Here is a 17,395-nt window from a genome sequence, read left to right as displayed (position 1 = left end):
CTTGCTGTTGTTGCGGGGCTTGCAGCAGGATTTCGACGCGACGGTTCTGGGCACGGCCTTCGGCGGTCGCATCCGAGGCGACCGGCTGGCTCGATCCGACGCCGACGCCTTGCAGACGGTTTGCGGCCACGCCACGGCTGGTCAGGAACTGAATGACGCTGTTGGCGCGGTTTTGCGACAGCGGAATGTTGATCCGGTCGCCGCCCGTGCTGTCCGTGTGCCCGATCACGCGTGCGGTGATGCCCGGGTTCTGGTTCATCGAGTTGGCCAGATCGGTGAGCACTGCCGCGAAGTTCGGCTTGATGGCGTACTGGTTGGTATCGAACGTCACGTCGCTCGGCACGTTGACCTGGAGTTGGCCGTCCGGACGCTCGGAGATCTGCGTGCCGGTGCCGGCCGTGTGGCCGCCCAGCGTGTTCTTGATCGATTGCCAGTTGTAGCCCGTGGCGCCGCCGGCGGCCGCGCCGACCGCAGCACCGATCAGGGTGCCCGTGGTATTGCCACCGATGAGGTTGCCAAGACCCGCCCCGACGGCCGCACCGACACCGGTACCGACTGCCGTGTTCGTGCCTTGCTGCGTCTGGCACCCGGCGAGCATGGCGGCTGCGACCAGTACGAGCGCGGAAGCGCGCAGAGTGTTCTTGTTCATTTGAGGCTCCTTATCGATTAGCTAGCTGTGATGAAACACGCGTAAGCACTTCGTCGAAGCACGCGCGCGCCGCAGGGGTTTTAAACCTGTCGGCGCGACGTCTTTTACAATAGCGCTGAGCTTCAACCGCAGGCAAGGACAAATTGCCGCGACGGCTGGTTCCCCATAACACGCGCGCCTCGAATGCTAGTCGAGAGCGTGCGCCACGGTTGTTACAAGTTGTTAGCGCCATGCCGGGCCCGCCCGGGGCGCCTCGACAGAGCGAGAGACCCATATGGAAGTCGCCCAAATCAATGAAGTGCTGCGTGGCATCGTCGACCCGGACACGGGCCTGGACCTGATCGCCGGAAAGTATGTGAAACAGGTCGATGCCGGGCACGGTCACGTCGGGATCGAAATCGAGTTCGGCTATCCCGCCAAAAGCCAGTTCGAAGCGATGCGCGCCCGCATTACCGACGCCGTCGGCAAGCTGCCCGGGGTGGAGCGCGTTGCCGTGCACATTGACCAGAAGATCGTATCGCACGCCGTTCAACGCGGGGTGAAGCTCCTTCCCAATGTCAAGAATATCGTCGCCGTGGCCTCGGGCAAGGGCGGCGTGGGCAAGAGCACCACGGCGGTGAACCTCGCCCTGGCGCTCGCCGCCGAAGGCGCCACGGTCGGCATTCTCGACGCCGATATCTACGGCCCGTCGTTGCCGACGCTGCTGGGCATTCACGGCAAGCCGGCGTCGACGGACGGCAAGACGCTCGAACCGATGGTCGGCCACGGCCTGCAAGCCAGCTCCATCGGCTTTCTCATCGAGCCGGACAATCCCATGGTCTGGCGCGGCCCGATGGTCACGCAGGCGCTTGAGCAACTGCTCAACCAGACGAACTGGAAAAACCTCGACTACCTGATCGTCGACATGCCGCCGGGCACGGGCGACATTCAGCTCACGCTCGCGCAGAAGGTGCCCGTCACGGGCGCGGTCATTGTCACGACGCCGCAGGATCTGGCGCTGCTCGACGCGCGCAAGGGTCTCAAGATGTTCGAAAAGGTCGGCGTGCCGATTCTGGGGCTGATCGAGAACATGAGCCTGCACATCTGTTCGAACTGCGGTCACGAAGAGCCGATCTTCGGCGTGGGCGGCGGCGAGCGCATGAGCCACGATTTCGACGTCGACCTGCTGGGCAAGCTGCCGCTGGAGATGAGCATCCGCGTGCATGCCGACGCCGGCATGCCGAGCGTGGTGGGCGACCCGGACGGTCGCGTGGCCGAGCTGTACAAGGCCATCGCCCGCAAGGTCGCGGTCAAGATCGCGGCCAAGCAGAAGGACATGACCAGCAAGTTCCCGTCCATCGTGGTTCAGAACACGTAAGGACGGCGCTGCCGGGGCCGGGCGGCCTCGCGCGGGGCGGTGCGAGTGAAAACCTCACCGCACCGCAACAATCGCGTAAAATACGCCCACTTTTTACGTACCACCCCAATTCAGGCCCAGACATGAGCATCAAGTCCGACAAATGGATCCGGCGTATGGCCGAAGAGCACGGCATGATCGAGCCCTTCGAGCCGTCGCAGATCCGGTATTCCCAGGACGGGCAAAAGATCGTCAGCTACGGCACGTCGAGCTACGGCTACGACATCCGCTGTGCGCCTGAATTCAAGGTCTTCACGAACATCAACTCGACGATCGTCGATCCGAAGAACTTCGACGAGAAGTCCTTTGTCGATGTCGAGAGCGATGTCTGCATCATTCCGCCGAACTCGTTCGCGCTCGCCCGCACCGTCGAATACTTCCGTATTCCGCGCAGCGTGCTGACCGTGTGCCTCGGCAAGTCGACGTATGCCCGCTGCGGCATCATCGTGAACGTGACGCCGTTCGAACCCGAATGGGAGGGCTATGTGACCCTGGAGTTCTCGAACACGACGCCGCTGCCGGCCAAGATCTACGCCAACGAAGGCGTGGCTCAGGTGCTGTTCTTCGAATCCGACGAAGTCTGCGAGACCTCGTACAAGGATCGTGGCGGCAAGTATCAGGGACAGCGTGGTGTCACGCTGCCGAAAACCTAGCCTGATACGCTAGACACTCGCCGCCGGTGAGCATCCTCAATATCGCAATGCCCCAGAGCCACGGCCATGTCGGACCGTGGCTCGTTCTTTTGTCGAAGGAACGCCAATGAAATTCCGTTTTCCGATCGTCATCATTGACGAGGACTTCCGCTCCGAGAACATTTCCGGATCCGGGATTCGCTCCTTGGCGGAGGCCATCGAGGCCGAGGGCATGGAAGTCAACGGTCTCACCAGCTACGGTGACCTGACCTCGTTCGCGCAGCAGGCCAGCCGCGCGTCGAGCTTCATCCTGTCCATCGACGACGACGAGTTCGGCACGTTCTCGAGTGAAGCGGGCGGTGAAGGCGAGGGCGAACTGGCGCTGGCCATCATCAACCTGCGTGCGTTCGTGCAGGAAGTGCGCCGTCGCAATCCGGATATTCCGATTTTCCTGTACGGCGAGACGCGCACCTCGCGCCACATCCCGAACGACATCCTGCGCGAGCTGCACGGCTTCATTCACATGTTCGAAGACACGCCGGAGTTCGTGGCGCGTCACATCATCCGTGAAGCCAAGTCGTATCTCGACTCGCTGCCGCCGCCGTTCTTCCGCTCGCTCACGCACTACGCGGCCGACGGCTCCTACTCGTGGCACTGCCCGGGGCACTCGGGCGGCGTGGCGTTTCTCAAGAGCCCGGTGGGGCAGATGTTCCACCAGTTCTTCGGCGAGAACATGCTGCGTGCAGACGTCTGCAACGCCGTGGAAGAACTCGGCCAATTGCTCGATCACAACGGCCCGGTGGGGGCGTCGGAGCGTAATGCGGCACGCATCTTCAATGCCGATCACCTCTTCTTCGTGACGAACGGTACGTCGACGTCGAACAAGATCGTCTGGCACGCCACCGTGGCGCCGGGCGACATCGTGGTCGTCGACCGTAACTGCCACAAGTCGATCCTGCACGCGATCACCATGACGGGCGCCGTGCCGGTGTTCCTCACGCCCACGCGCAACCACCTCGGCATCATCGGCCCGATTCCGAAGTCGGAATTCGAACCGGAAGTCATTCGCGCCAAGATCGAAGCGAACCCGTTCGCCCGCGAAGTGCTGGAGCGTGACCCGAACGCCAAGCCGCGCATCCTGACGATCACGCAGAGCACGTACGACGGCGTGATCTACAACGTCGAAATGATCAAGGACGTGCTGGGCAACAACATCGACACGCTGCACTTCGACGAAGCCTGGTTGCCGCACGCCGCGTTCCACGAGTTCTATCGCGACATGCACGCCATCGGCGAAGGTCGTCCGCGTTCGTCGGAAGCGACGATTTACGCCACCCACTCCACGCACAAGCTGCTCGCCGGCATTTCGCAGGCGTCGCAGATCGTGGTGCAGGATTCGGATGCGCGCACGTTCGATACGTACCGCTTCAACGAGGCGTACCTGATGCACACGTCGACCTCGCCGCAGTACGCGATCATCGCGTCGTGCGACGTGGCGGCGGCCATGATGGAGCCGCCGGGCGGCACGGCGCTGGTCGAGGAATCGATCGTCGAGGCGCTCGACTTCCGTCGCGCCATGCGCAAGGTGGATCAGGAGTACGGCGATTCGTGGTGGTTCTCGGTGTGGGGCCCGGAGAATCTGGGCGACGAGGGCACGATTCAGCGCGACGACTGGGTGCTGCGCGCGAACGACCGCTGGCACGGCTTCGGCGATCTGGCCGACGGCTTCAACATGCTCGACCCGATCAAGGCGACGATCATCACGCCGGGGCTGGACGTGGACGGCGAGTTCGGCGAAAGTGGCATTCCGGCGGCCATCGTTACCAAGTATCTGGCCGAGCACGGCATCATCGTCGAGAAGACCGGTCTGTATTCGTTCTTCATCATGTTCACGATCGGTATCACGAAGGGTCGCTGGAACTCGATGGTGACCGAGTTGCAGCAGTTCAAGGACGACTACGATCACAACCGTCCGCTGTGGCGCGTGCTGCCGGAGTTCGTGGCGCAGTTCCCGCGCTATGAACGTATCGGTCTGCGCGACCTGTGCGATCAGATCCACAGCGTGTACAAGGCGAACGACGTTGCGCGCGTGACCACCGAAATGTATCTCTCGGACATGCAACCGGCCATGAAGCCGACGGATGCCTTCTCGAAGCTGGCTCACCGCCAGATCGACCGGGTGCCTATCGACGAACTGGAAGGTCGTGTCACGAGCGTGCTGCTCACGCCGTATCCGCCGGGCATTCCTCTGCTGATTCCGGGCGAGCGTTTCAACGCGGCCATCATCGAGTACCTGCGTTTCGCGCGCGACTTCAACGAGCGCTTCCCGGGCTTCCATACCGATATCCACGGTCTGGTGGTCGAGGATGTGGACGGACGTCCCGAGTACTTCGTGGACTGCGTGCGTCAATAAGCGACGTCCGGTGACAGCGCTCACCGTGCAGATAACGGCAATGCGGCCCCAGGCGAAAGCGCGGGGCCGTTTTGCTTTATGCGCTGTGTTTGGCATGACGCGTGTCATCCACGCGGCGCGCTATACGCCGTTTTCGATGTGATAGCTTGCGTCAAGTGCTCGTGCGTCAATAGCGCGGTCGAACGTACGCGTCGAAAATCGGGACAAGCGGTGGTGAAATCACGCCAAATTTCCGCAAATCGATGTGATGCGGCACAAAACCCGAGTTTTGTGGCCCGACTCGACTTCGCTATTTTTGGGATGTTTCCCATCAATTCGCACGGTGTCGATTGCTAAACTCGTCGCACTTTTTGTCGCGGGGAAATGCATGGAAATCACCAGGGAATTGGCGTTCGGCACATACGGCACGCTGGTTTGCGCCACGTTGGTACTGTTACTCGGACGCAAGCTGGTCGGGTGGATCGGTCCGCTGCGGACTTACAGCATTCCCGAGCCAGTGGCCGCAGGGTTGCTCGTCGCGCTCGGCACGCTGACGCTGCGCGAGGTCGGCGACGTCGAACTGAAGTTCGATACGACCTTGCAAGGGCCGCTGATGCTGGCGTTCTTCGCGACCATCGGGTTATCGGCGAATCTGGCCAGCCTACGTGCCGGTGGCAAGCGTCTGGTGCTGTTTCTGGGGATCGTGGCGGCGATGCTCGTCATGCAGAACGCCATTGGCGTAGGGCTGGCGATGTCGATGGGATTGCCGCCGGGTGTTGGGCTGCTGGGTGGTTCGATCACGCTCGCGGGCGGACATGGGACGGGCGCGGCATGGGGTGAGACGCTCACCACGCGCTATGGCGTGCAGTCGGCGCTGGAAATCGCGATGGCCTGCGCGACCTTCGGGTTGGTGCTGGGCGGCCTGTTGGGCGGTCCGGTGGCGCGCTATCTGGTCGGGCGACTCGGGCGTGCGGGCGTGAGCGTGCCCGGGGTCGATGCCGCGAAAGATGCCGCCCCTGAGGGCTTCGAGCAGCCACACACGGTGCGTCTGATTACGGCGCAGGCGCTGATCGAGACGGTGGCGATGATCGCCATCTGCCTGTTGGGCGGGGAGGTCGTGGCGCGCTGGCTGTCGGAGACGCCGTTCGAGTTGCCGACCTTCGTGTGCGTGCTGTTCACCGGTGTCGTGGTGCGCAACGTGTTGTCGCTCGTGGGATATGAAGTCTTCGAGCGTTCGCTGTCGGTGCTGGGCAACGTCAGCCTGTCGTTGTTTCTGGCGATGGCGCTGATGTCGCTGCGACTGTGGGATCTTTCGACGCTGGCGCTGCCGATGATCGTGATTCTGGTCGTGCAGGCCGTGGCGATGGCGGCGTTTGTGATCTTCGTCACGTTCCGCGCCATGGGGCGAAATTACGATGCAGCGGTGCTCGCTGCGGGCCACTGTGGCTTCGGTCTCGGCGCGACGCCCACGGCCATTGCCAACATGCAGGCGGTGACGGAGCGCTTCGGTCCGTCGCACATCGCCTTCCTGATCGTGCCGATGGTCGGCGCGTTCTTCATCGACATTCTCAACGCCCTCGTCATCAAGGGATTCCTGTCGTTGCCAGTGTTCTGAGTGCGAAAAAAATGCCACCCGAGGGTGGCATTTTTCTTTGGTGCAGAAGCGCAGATGCGTGCGCGCTGCGCCCTGGTGCTTACTTCGCCAGTTTCGCGCGCGCCGCCGCGATGGCGCGCTGCACCTGCGCCGGTGCCGTGCCGCCGATGTGGTTACGGCTGGCGACCGAGCCTTCGAGCGTGAGGTATTCGAAGACGTCTTCACCGACGAGCGGCGAGAACTTCTGCAACTCGGCGAGCGACAGGTCGGCCAGATCGATATCGCGATCCGAGCAGATCTTCACTGCGTGGGCGACGATCTCATGCGCGTCGCGGAACGGCAGACCCTTCTTCACGAGGTAGTCGGCCAGATCGGTCGCCGTCGAGAAGCCTTGCAGCGCAGCGTTGCGCATGTTGGCTTCGCGCACCTTGATGCCCGGCACCATGTCGGCAAAGATTCGCAGCGTGTCGATGACGGTATCGACCGTATCGAACAGCGGTTCCTTGTCTTCCTGATTGTCCTTGTTGTACGCGAGCGGCTGGCCCTTCATCAGCGTCAGCAACGCCATCAGGTGGCCATTCACGCGACCGGTCTTGCCGCGGGCAAGTTCGGGCACGTCCGGGTTCTTCTTCTGCGGCATGATCGAACTGCCCGTGCAGAAACGGTCGGCCAGATCGATGAAACCCACGCGCGGGCTCATCCACAGCACCAGTTCTTCCGAGAAGCGCGAGACGTGCGTCATCACCAGCGCTGCGGCGGCGGTGAATTCGATGGCGAAGTCACGATCCGACACCGCGTCGAGGGAGTTCGTGCAGACCTCTTCGAAGCCGAGCGTCGCGGCAACACGCTCGCGATCGATCGGGTAGCTCGTGCCGGCCAGCGCCGCGGCGCCCAGCGGCAGACGGTTCACGCGGCGGCGCACGTCGATCATGCGCTCGGCATCGCGGCTGAACATCTCGAAGTAAGCCATCAGGTGGTGACCGAACGTCACCGGCTGTGCCACCTGCAGGTGCGTGAAGCCCGGCAGGATCGTGGCGCTGTGCTGCTCGGCCAGATCCAGCAGCGCACGGCGCAGATCGCCGAGGTGCTTGCCGATGCTGTCGATCTCGCTGCGCAGCCACAGGCGGATGTCGGTGGCGACCTGATCGTTACGCGAACGGCCGGTGTGCAGGCGCTTGCCGGCGTCGCCGATCAGCGCGGTGAGACGGGCTTCGATGTTGAGGTGGACGTCTTCGAGATCCAGTTGCCACTCGAACTGACCGCCTTCGATCTCGCTGCGAATCTGCGTCATGCCTCGCTGGATGTCGGCCAGATCCTGCGCGCTGATGATGCCTTGCGCAGCCAGCATGTCGGCGTGAGCGAGCGAACCTTCGATGTCGAACAGCGCGAGTCGCTTGTCGAAGAACACCGACGCGGTATAGCGCTTGACGAGATCGGAAACGGGTTCGGAAAAGCGTGCCGACCAGGCTTCGCCTTTCTTGTGGAGTTGGGAGGTCATTGTCGTAGCGTGGCTAATCGTGGGCCCGTTCAGGCCCGTGGGCGCAAACCGTGGCAAAGCACGGCAAACCGCGATTATACAGCCCCGGGGCCCTTGCTACGACAGCCCAGCGCCGGGAAGGCGGCCTGCGGCGACCCCGGGACAGGGGCCGGCCGCGTTACGGCTCAGTTCGCCATCGATAACGTCCAGACGCGCGGCGGCGCCGAAAGGCACAGGCCGGAGGTCGCTTCGTCGAACGCTGCCCGTTGCAAGGCTTCGAGTTTCGCCGCTTTGGCGATGCGCTCACGGGCCTGATGGATGCGGGCCAGCCGTGTCGGATCGTCGGGCAGGGCGCAAAGGCGTCCGAGGTCGTGCATCAGCGAGGTGCCGAGCTTGTCGAGCGCTGGCCGCAGCCGGGTGCTCAGGTCGACCGGCTCGCCCGGTGCACTGCCGTCGCGGGCCCAGCGCGCCAGCAAGGCCGTCTGCACGAGCTTGCCCGCTTCGATTTGCAGGCGGAAGAAGGTGCGCGCCTGCGCAGGTGTCAGCCCGAACTGGCTGGCGCGCTCGCCCACGCTGTCGAGCAGCGCCTGCTCGCGCGGCGTGTCCTGCACCGGCTTGCCCGAGGCGTACTTGTTTCTGGCGACCGCTTCGCTGATCGCGAGGCGCGCAAGAATGCCGTTCATCAACGGATCCAGCACCGGGTCGACGACGGGCCGGGGCTTCGACGGCTCCGACGGGGATGCGGCGAGCGTTTGCGAGACGACACGCGCCGCGAATCCGCGCACGCCATGCGGTGCGGTCGCAATGGCATAGGACGAGAGGGCGGACGCCCGGGCGCTCTGCTCTGGCGCGGCGCCGTTGGCGGGTGCCGCATGCGCGCTGGTGCTGACGGCAAATGCGGTGGACGCCGTGGTCGCGACGCACGCCGCGAGCCAGGCTACCCGTCGTGTCAAGGTTGCGTGCGCAGGTCGCGTCGGCACCGGATGCACCGGATGCGTCCGGTCCGCCCGGTCCGCCCGGAGTGCATTAAGGAAATGATCGGAATGCATGATGGATTGGCCCCCCGGCAGCCATCGAGTCGAATGCGTCGAAATATACCGCGCTATCCATGGGCTGTCGTTGAGGAGATTCCCAAGGGCGCATGAGCCACCTTTAGGTATCCCGTCCCCATCCGTCCGGTGTGCCTGCCCCGCGCCAGCGTCGGCACGGGGCAGAAGCGGCCGGCTTTTTCGGACGTCAGCCGGTATTGCGCAGCCCGGCGGCAATACCGTTGATGGACAGGTGAATGCCGCGACGCGCCCGTTCGTCCGATTCCCCTGCGCGATGCCGACGCAGCAACTCGACCTGCAAGTGATTGAGCGGATCGAGATACGGGAAGCGGTTCTTGATCGAGCGCGCGAGCATCGGGTTATCCGCCAGACGTTCCTCGTGCCCGGTGATGAGCGCGAGCGCTTGCGACGTGCTCTGCCATTCGGCGACGATGCGGTTGAACACGCGCTTGCGCAGCTTCTCATCCGGTACCAGCTCGGCGTAACGCGATGCCACGGCCAGATCCGTTTTCGAGAGCACCATGTCCATGTTCGAGAGCAGGTTGGCAAAGAACGGCCAGCGCTTGACCATCTGACGCAGCGTGTCGAGACGCTTGTCGCGACCTGCCTTGTCTTCCTTGCTGGCCTTCGCGGGCTTGCCGGACTTGCCGCCGTCGCCGTCGAGATAGGCGCTCACCGCGCTGCCGAAGCCGTACCAGCCGGTAAGCAGCAGACGGCATTGGCCCCACGAGAATCCCCATGGAATGGCGCGCAGGTCTTCGATGCGGCGATGCTTAGGATCGGAGAACTTGCGCGACGCGGGACGCGAGCCGATGTTCAGCTCGGCGATTTCTGCAATCGGCGTGGCCGAGAAGAAGTAGTCGGTAAAGCCGGGCGTTTCGTACACCAGATCGCGATACGCGGCGAACGCCGTATCGGAGAGCGTCTGCATGACCGCTTCGAACGCGGCCAGACGCGGCGGCTGATTGCGGCTCGGCAGCAGCGTGGCTTCGAGCGTCGCGGCGACGATGGTCTCCAGATTGCGGCGTCCGATCTCCGGGTTCGCGAACTTGCTGGCGATGATCTCGCCTTGCTCCGTCAGACGGATCTGCCCGTTCACCGTGCCCGGCGGCTGCGACAGGATGGCCTGATAGGTCGGGCCACCGCCGCGACCGACCGTACCGCCCCGGCCGTGGAACAGCCGCAGGCGGATGCCTTTCTCCTCGAACAGCCGCACCAGCGCCAGTTCGGCCTTATAGAGTTCCCAGTTGGACGTGAGGAAGCCGCCGTCCTTGTTGCTGTCGGAGTAGCCGAGCATGACTTCCTGCTCGCCGCCTTGTTGCGTGACGACCGCCGGCATGCCCGGGATGTCGAAGAACTCGCGCATGATGACCGGCGCGTTGCGCAAGTCGGCGATCGTCTCGAACAGCGGGATGACCATCGCGCCGACCTTCGGCTCGACCGGCTTCGTGCCGTCGCTGCCGAGCGCGCCCTGGAAGAGGCCCGTCTCCTTTTGCAGCAACATGACTTCCACCAGATCGCTGACCGTTTCCGTGTGCGAAATGATGTAGTTGCGTACGGCGCGCGCTCCGAACCGGGCGCGGATGTCGCGCGCGGCGGAGAACACGGCCAGTTCGTCGCGGGTGCGTTGCGAGTATTCGAGATACGGCGAAAAGAGCGGGCGCGCTTCGCGTAGTTCGCGCAGCAGCAGGGCGAGTTTCTCGTGCTCGTCGAGCTTCGCGTAATTCGCTTCGACGCCGGCCTTTGCGAACAACTCAGCAATGACCGCTTCGTGAACGTCCGAACTTTGACGCAGGTCGATGCTCGCGAGATGGAAACCGAACACTTCGGCAGCACGCACCAGCGGTCCGAGGCGCTGAGAGATCAGTGCGCTGCCGTGATGCGCCATGAGCGATGCGACGACCGTGTTCAGATCGGAGATGAATTCGCTGGCGTCGAGGTACGGGCTGGCATTGCCGACGGCACCGCGATGCGGCACGTGACCGACCCACTCGCGCGCAGTCGCCGCCAGTCGCGCGTACACGCCGATCAGCGCGCGGCGGTAGGGCTCGTCGGTGCGGTGCGGGGAGTCGTCCGGCGAGCGGCGGGCGAGCGTGAGCAGGGCGTCGCTGGCACCGGCGAGCAGGTGCGAGACGGAGAGTTCCGCGCCCAGCAAGTGCACCTGTTCGAGGTAGTGCGCGAAGATTTCCGTGGCCTGACGCGTGATCGCCAGTTGCAACGTCTGTGCGGTGACGTTCGGGTTGCCGTCGCGATCGCCGCCGATCCAGCTGCCCATTTGCAGAAAGCGCCCGAGACCTTCTGAGCGCACACTCGGCACGGCGTCGTGCAGCTCGGCGGCTACGTCGTCGTACAGCGCGGGAATTTCCGTCAGGAACGTGCTGCGGTAATACGACAGCGCGTTTTCGATTTCATCGGCCACCGTCAGTCGCGAACTACGCAGCATGCGCGTCTGCCACAGCGTGGTGACGTAGGCGCGCATCGATTCCGTGTTGCGCGCCGACTCGCGCTCGGTGAGCGCGTCGTCACGATGTTCGAGCAAGCGCGCGATTTCGCGCTCGGCGTCGAGAATGCTCTTGCGCTGAACTTCGGTCGGGTGGGCGGTGAGCACCGGCACGATGAGCGCGCTGGCAAAGAAGGCTTGCAGCGTGGCGGGGTCGTCGCGCCCGGCGTCTTTCAGGCTTTGCAGCGCGGCGCTCAGGCTGCCCGGCTGGGGACGGCTGCCGGCGAGCGCATGCACGCGGCGGCGGCGGTTGTGGTGACGATCCTCGGCAATATTGGCCAGATGCGAGAAGTAGCTGAACGCGCGCACGACCTGAATGGCCTTCTCGTTGGTCAGGCCGTTGAGCAGCGTGTCGAGCGCCCTGGCCGCGCTGCGGTCGCCTTCGCGGTGAAAGCGCACGGCGTTCTGGCGGATGGTCTCGACCAGATCGAAGGCGTCGCTCCCCTGTTGCTCGCGCAGCACGTCGCCGAGCAGACGGCCGAGGAAGCGGATGTCCTCACGCAGCGGGGCGTCCTTGTCCTCGCGTGAGCGACGGGCCTTGGGTGTTGCCGTGGATGGGGATGCCTTGACCGCCGCGACCGATGTCGCGCCAGTGCGTGCCGTCCTGGCAGGACTTGATTGACCTGATGGACGTCGCGAGCGGGATGGGGGGGATGAAACCGCGGGTGCTGCCTTCGCGGGGGACGTCTTGCCGACCGACTTGGCCAGGCCCTCTTTCGGGGCTTTTGCCTTTGCGCTGCTCTTCATGTCGCTCCTCTCGAGACCAGCCGTTCGGGCCGGTCAAGCGTGTTACCATTTTTTCTTTTGGTCTTCACGCGGTTGCTGAATGAACTTCGCTTCTCCTGAAACCCTGGTGATCGCTTCACGCGAGAGCCGCCTCGCCATGTGGCAAGCCGAACACGTTCGTGACGCGCTGCACAAATTATATCCGCAGTGTCACGTCAGTATTCTCGGAATGACCACTCGCGGTGACCAAATTCTCGATCGCTCGCTCGCGAAGGTCGGTGGCAAGGGGTTGTTCGTCAAGGAACTCGAGCTGGCGCTGGCCGACGGCCGTGCCGATCTCGCCGTTCACTCGCTCAAGGACGTGCCGATGCAATTGCCGGACGGCTTCACACTGGCGGCCGTGCTCGAGCGCGAAGACCCGTGCGACGCCTTCGTGAGCAACGACTACGACAGCCTCGACGCCTTGCCCGCCGGGGCCGTCGTGGGCACGTCGAGCCTGCGCCGGGAAGTCAGCCTGCGCACGCGTTATCCCCATCTCAAGGTCGCGCCGTTGCGCGGCAACCTGGATACCCGTCTCGGCAAGCTCGACCGGGGCGACTTCTCGGCCATCATTCTGGCGGCGGCGGGGCTCAAGCGCCTTGGGCTCGCCAGCCGCATCCGCGCGATCATTCCGACCGATGCGAGCCTGCCGGCGGCCGGTCAGGGCGCATTGGGCATCGAAGTGCGTGCCGGACGTCCCGAAATCCTGCAATGGCTCGCACCGTTGCACGATGGCAACACTACGCTGGCCGTGAGTGCCGAGCGTGCCGTGTCGCGCGCCCTCGGCGGCTCGTGTCAGGTGCCTTTGGGGGCGTACGCCGAATTCTCGCCGCAGGGTGAACTGGCGTTGCGCGCGTTCATTGCCTCGACCGACGGCGCGACGGTGCTGCGCGCGGCGGGTTCCGCCCGGGTGGCGCAGGGTGACGTGTCCGGCGCCGAAGCGCTGGGGCAGCGCGTGGCGCAGGAACTGATCGACGCGGGCGGGCTGGCGCTGGTGCCGCCGCCCGAGCCGAAGGACACCGCCGTTTGACGCCGCGCGCACCGCTGCCACCGGCGTCGCCGAACTCGGCCGCTACGGCTGGTACGCCTGCCACGCCCGTGCGCACCGTGGCCGTGAGCGCCGCACCGTGCGCGATCCTCACCCGGCCGGACGGGCAGGCCCAAACGCTGGCCCGTGCGCTGCACGCCGAAGGGATCGATACGCTCGAATTCCCGCTGCTGCACATCGCCGCGCAAGCCGATCCCGAAGCGCTGGCGGCGCTCGACGCGGCGCTAGCGTCGCTGTCGTCCTACGCGCTGGCTGTATTCGTCTCACCCAATGCCGTCATGCATGCGCTTGCGCGACTGACGTATCTGCAACCGGCGAACGGCGACGGTACGACAAACGCGGACGAGGTGAGGGGAGTGGGTGAAGCGGGTGCGCGCTGGCCGCAAACGTTGCCCGTGGCCGTGGTCGGCCCCGGCAGCGCGCAGGCGCTGGCCGACGCCGGCATTGCGTCGCCCGGACATCGTGTCATCGTGCCGCCGGGCGGTCCCGACGCGCGCTTCGACTCCGAGGCGTTGCTTGAGGAGCTCGATCTGCCCGCGCTCGCGGGACGACGTGTGTTGTTGGTTCGGGGCGATGGCGGTCGCGAATTGCTGGCCGATACGCTGCGGGCGAACGGCGCGCAGCTCGATATCGTGAGCGCGTACACGCGTCGTGCGCCCTCGCCCGACGCGGCGGCCTGGGCCGCGCTCGAAGCCCGGCTCGCCTCGCACGATGGCGCCGAGCGGTGTGCCTGGGTGCTGACCAGCTCGGAAGCGGTCCGGCACCTCGCTACGCTACTCGCGGCGCGCTACGGTACCCGTGACGGCGTGCATACCCCGGGCACCCCGCAAGTGCTGGCCCAAATCCTTGCCGCACCGTGCTTTACTTCGCATACCCGCATCGCAGATGCCGCGCGCTCGGCGGGGTTTGATAGGATTACGCAGTGCGCGCCCGGCGACGACAACTTGCTGGCCGCACTCAAAACATGGGCGGATCCCATTCAAGTCAAGCATGACGACAGATAATCGCGTTCCAGAGTCTTCCCAGAACCCGTCGGTGTCGACCGGCACGACGGCGAATTCACCCGCTACCGGCGGCGCGACCGCAGGGGCGACCTATAGCGCCGCAGGCAGTCCTCCGGCATGGCAACCGCCCGAGCCACCGCAGAAGCGTCGCGGCTCGGGGGCGGCGCTGCCGTGGCTGCTGTTCGTGCTGGTGTCCGCCGGCGCGGGCATCGGCGGCTGGTCGCTCAACCAGAAGCTCGACCGCGTGCAGCAGGAAATGGCGCGCCGTCAGCAGGCGGGCGACTCGCAGGTGATGCAGGCGCAGGTGCGCACCGCGCAGGCGCTCGATAACCAGCGCGACCTCCAGAACCGGCTCACCGCGCTGGAAGGCCGTGTGTCCGACTCGCGCAGTCAGCAGGCCGCGCTCGAACAGCTCTATCAGGAACTGGCGCACAACCGCGACGAGTGGGTGCTCGCCGAGACCGAGCAGATCGTCACGAGTGCGAATCAACAGTTGCAACTGACGGGCAACGTGCGCGGTGCATTGATCGCGCTGGAAGGCGCCGATGCGCGTCTGGCCCGCACTGGCGCGCCACAACTCGCGGGCGTGCGCGATGCCTTGAAGAAGGACATCGACCGCCTCAAAGCGGTGCCTGCGGCCGATCTTCCGCAACTGACCGGCAAGCTCGATCAGGCCATCGCCATGATCGACACGCTGCCGTTGCAGGCCGAAGAACAGCGCGTCGCACCGAAGACGGACGCCAGCGGCCCGAGCGGTGCTGGCGAGACCGGCTGGACGGCCACGTGGCACCGCCTGTCCGGCGAGATGCTCGGCAGCCTCAAGCAACTGGTGCAGGTACGCCGCCTCGACGATCCTGACGTGATGCTCGTCGCGCCCGAGCAGGGCGCCTTCCTGCGTGCGAACCTCAAGCTGCGCTTGCTCAACGCCCGACTGGCGCTGCTCGCCCGCAACGCGTCGGCGGTGCATAGCGACGTGCTGGTCGCGCAGGCCGCGCTCGACAAGTACTTCGACGCCAAGTCGCGCCGCATCGCCGCCGTCAAAACGTTGCTCGACCAGGTCGATTCAGGCTCGCGCACCATCGAACTGCCGACCCTTGACGCCAGCCTGACCGCCATCGGTCAGGTCAAGGACGTCAAGGAAAAGCCGTAAGGAGCCGGGCATGCGAGGACTGATCTGGTTGACGCTCCTGTTCGCGGTGGCGGCCGGTTTTGCCGTACTGGCCACGTTCAATCACGGGCAGGTGGTGATGCTGGTGCCGCCGTACCGGGTGGACGTATCGCTGAACCTGTTCGTGCTGGCGCTGCTGGCCCTGTTCGTTGCGCTGTACGTCATCATTCGGATTTTGCGCAACATCTACAAGATGCCGGAACGTGTCGCTGCGTACCGCAATCGCCAACGCAGCCGTCGCGCGAACATCGCGCTGCGCGACGCGGTGGCGAACCTCTTCGCCGGACGTTACACGCGTGCGGAAAAGGCGGCGCGCGAAGCGGCGGAGCAGGACGACAATCGCGGTGTGGCCGCGATCATCGGTGCGCGTGCGGCGCATCGCATGCGCGAGTTCGCGCGTCGAGATACGTGGCTGGCGGAAGCGCAGGGCGCGAATCTGGAAGAGGCGCGCTTGTTGCAGACGGCCGAGTTGCGTGTCGACAATCGTGATGCACAAGGCGCGCTCGATGCGCTGACCGAGATGCGTGCGCAGGGCGCGCGACGCATGCAGGCGCAACTCGTGGCATTGCGTGCACATCAGCATCTCAAGCACTGGCCCGAGGTGCTGAACCTGCTCAAGATGCTGGAAAAGCGTGAGGCGTTGCACCCGGCGCTGGCGGCCAAGCTCAAGCAGACGGCCAGCGAGGGCATTCTGCGTGACCATCGTCACGATGCGGATGCGCTGCTCAAGTGCTGGCACGAGCTGCCGGCGGATGCCCGCACGTCGGCGCGTATCGCGGATGTCGCCGCCGAACTGCTGATTTCGCTGGACCGTCCGCGTGAAGCGCGCGATATCGTCGAAGCGGCGTTGGCCGAGCATTGGGACGCACGCTTGCTGCGTCGCTATGCCGAGTGCGCGGGCGGCGACGCCCTGCCGCTCATCCAGAAGGCGGAAGCCTGGCAGCAGCGGCATCCGAACGATCCCGATCTGCTCTACGCGCTGGGCAAGCTGTGCCAGCACCAGCGGTTGTGGGGCAAGGCGCAGACGTTCCTCGAAGGCGCATTGCGTCACACCGACGACCGGCATTTGCAGCAGCGTCTGCATCTGGCGCTGGCGCAACTCTTCGAAGGGCTGGGGCAGATGGATCAGGCCAATCGTCACTACCGGGCCTGCGCCACGGCTTGAGATACCGAGCGCCCATGTTTGACCGACAACACCCGCCGCGAGCGGGTGTTGTCGTTTATGGCGAATGCAACGATGGTGAGTCAGTCGTCAACGATCGACCCATGCCCGGATGCATACCGTTCACGCGCTGCGGCATGTCGCCCGGTGTCGCTTTCGCAGGCGCGCCGATCGTTACCTCGTTGGCCCTCATCGGCATCGCCTGGTGCTTATGGGAATTTCTGCTGCGAACGCTGCGCCAAGGCCCTCAATCCGGCTGCCGATGCCGCTGCGCCCGGGGCTACCCCCAATGCAAAGGCACTTTGGCCGGCATTGTTGAAATCGTTTGAGAACGTGAGTCGGGTGTTTGCCGACGGGCGACTGTCGGTTGGCGTCTGACGCGTCTCGATGACGTTGGACGGTGTCCGGCGAGCGTCTGAGGGACCGGTTAGGGGCGGCACGATAAGTCTCTCCTTGATGGGGGCGAACGTTGCACTGTGCGACACGCCTCGCAGGCGCGTCTTTCACAATCCGTTCGGGTGAACGGCGTGAGGGGAAATCACAACCGACACCCGCGTCG

Annotated in this window: 11 protein-coding genes and 1 pseudogene; 8 read left to right on the top strand and 4 right to left on the bottom strand. The window is 64.8% G+C overall.

Going from position 1 to position 17,395, the window contains the following annotated elements; genetic code table 11:
• Positions 1-649: OmpA family protein (locus A9762_RS14000; RefSeq protein ID WP_069342615.1), on the bottom strand; the 649-nt coding region annotated here is incomplete at its 3' end.
• A 268-nt stretch (positions 650-917) separates the two neighbouring features.
• Between A9762_RS14000 and apbC the strand changes: the two are divergent.
• The 4 genes and pseudogenes from apbC to gltS form a co-directional block, all read left to right on the top strand.
• Positions 918-2,006: pseudogene (apbC, locus tag A9762_RS13995) on the top strand (iron-sulfur cluster carrier protein ApbC); the annotation flags it as partial.
• 122 nt (positions 2,007-2,128) lie between these two features.
• A complete protein-coding gene (gene dcd / locus A9762_RS13990) occupies positions 2,129-2,698 on the top strand; it encodes a dCTP deaminase (RefSeq protein ID WP_039373928.1) in 570 nt (189 codons plus the stop codon).
• Between the two features lie 106 nt (positions 2,699-2,804).
• Positions 2,805-5,090, top strand: coding sequence for an arginine/lysine/ornithine decarboxylase (locus tag A9762_RS13985; RefSeq protein ID WP_069342613.1), 2,286 nt, complete (start codon positions 2,805-2,807; stop codon positions 5,088-5,090).
• A 367-nt stretch (positions 5,091-5,457) separates the two neighbouring features.
• On the top strand, positions 5,458-6,684 hold the full coding sequence (gene gltS, locus A9762_RS13980) for a sodium/glutamate symporter (protein WP_069342612.1): 1,227 nt from the start codon (positions 5,458-5,460) through the stop codon (positions 6,682-6,684).
• A 79-nt stretch (positions 6,685-6,763) separates the two neighbouring features.
• Here the strand turns inward: gltS and argH are convergent, their stop codons facing one another.
• From argH to ppc, 3 genes are all read right to left on the bottom strand, one after another.
• Positions 6,764-8,161 carry an argininosuccinate lyase gene (gene argH / locus A9762_RS13975; RefSeq protein ID WP_069342611.1) on the bottom strand — a complete coding sequence of 466 codons (1,398 nt, stop codon included), beginning with the start codon at positions 8,159-8,161 and terminating at the stop codon, positions 6,764-6,766.
• Between the two features lie 164 nt (positions 8,162-8,325).
• Positions 8,326-9,093: a gamma subclass chorismate mutase AroQ gene (gene aroQ / locus A9762_RS28145; RefSeq protein WP_170836238.1), complete on the bottom strand. Its 768-nt coding sequence runs from the start codon at positions 9,091-9,093 to the stop codon at positions 8,326-8,328.
• A 283-nt stretch (positions 9,094-9,376) separates the two neighbouring features.
• Positions 9,377-12,436: a phosphoenolpyruvate carboxylase gene (gene ppc, locus A9762_RS13965; RefSeq protein WP_069342610.1), complete on the bottom strand. Its 3,060-nt coding sequence runs from the start codon at positions 12,434-12,436 to the stop codon at positions 9,377-9,379.
• Positions 12,437-12,515: 79 nt separating this feature from the next.
• On the opposite strand from ppc, the gene hemC reads away from it, so the two are divergent.
• Genes hemC through A9762_RS13950 form a run of 4 tightly spaced genes read left to right on the top strand, consistent with a single transcriptional unit; the run spans position 12,516 to position 16,839 of the window.
• Positions 12,516-13,484, top strand: coding sequence for a hydroxymethylbilane synthase (hemC, locus tag A9762_RS13960; protein WP_069342609.1), 969 nt, complete (start codon positions 12,516-12,518; stop codon positions 13,482-13,484).
• The gene (locus tag A9762_RS28140; RefSeq protein WP_083253918.1) at positions 13,481-14,506 is read left to right on the top strand and encodes a uroporphyrinogen-III synthase; all 1,026 of its coding nucleotides are present in this window, start codon (positions 13,481-13,483) and stop codon (positions 14,504-14,506) included. The genes hemC and A9762_RS28140 overlap by 4 nt, the downstream gene beginning before the upstream one ends.
• Entirely contained in the window at positions 14,493-15,656 is a 1,164-nt protein-coding gene (locus A9762_RS28135; RefSeq protein WP_170836237.1) for a uroporphyrinogen-III C-methyltransferase, read from the top strand. The genes A9762_RS28140 and A9762_RS28135 overlap by 14 nt, the downstream gene beginning before the upstream one ends.
• A 10-nt stretch (positions 15,657-15,666) precedes the next feature.
• Positions 15,667-16,839: a heme biosynthesis HemY N-terminal domain-containing protein gene (locus A9762_RS13950; protein ID WP_069342608.1), complete on the top strand. Its 1,173-nt coding sequence runs from the start codon at positions 15,667-15,669 to the stop codon at positions 16,837-16,839.
• Positions 16,840-17,395: the final 556 nt, after the last annotated feature.

Source organism: Pandoraea sp. ISTKB, assembly GCF_001721285.1.
In the GTDB taxonomy this organism is placed as follows: domain Bacteria; phylum Pseudomonadota; class Gammaproteobacteria; order Burkholderiales; family Burkholderiaceae; genus Pandoraea; species Pandoraea capi.
The sequence above is the reverse complement of the archived record's forward strand: the minus strand, read 5'-3'. Positions and strand labels throughout refer to the sequence as shown.

Excerpts from the sequence above, each read along its gene's own strand:
- dcd (WP_039373928.1), top strand. The coding sequence starts at position 2,129 with ATGAGCATCAAGTCCGACAAATGGATCCGGCGTATGGCCGAAGAGCAC.
- A9762_RS13985 (WP_069342613.1), top strand. The coding sequence starts at position 2,805 with ATGAAATTCCGTTTTCCGATCGTCATCATTGACGAGGACTTCCGCTCC.
- gltS (WP_069342612.1), top strand. The coding sequence starts at position 5,458 with ATGGAAATCACCAGGGAATTGGCGTTCGGCACATACGGCACGCTGGTT.
- argH (WP_069342611.1), bottom strand. The coding sequence starts at position 8,161 with ATGACCTCCCAACTCCACAAGAAAGGCGAAGCCTGGTCGGCACGCTTT.
- ppc (WP_069342610.1), bottom strand. The coding sequence starts at position 12,436 with ATGAAGAGCAGCGCAAAGGCAAAAGCCCCGAAAGAGGGCCTGGCCAAG.
- hemC (WP_069342609.1), top strand. The coding sequence starts at position 12,516 with ATGAACTTCGCTTCTCCTGAAACCCTGGTGATCGCTTCACGCGAGAGC.
- A9762_RS28135 (WP_170836237.1), top strand. The coding sequence starts at position 14,493 with ATGACGACAGATAATCGCGTTCCAGAGTCTTCCCAGAACCCGTCGGTG.
- A9762_RS13950 (WP_069342608.1), top strand. The coding sequence starts at position 15,667 with ATGCGAGGACTGATCTGGTTGACGCTCCTGTTCGCGGTGGCGGCCGGT.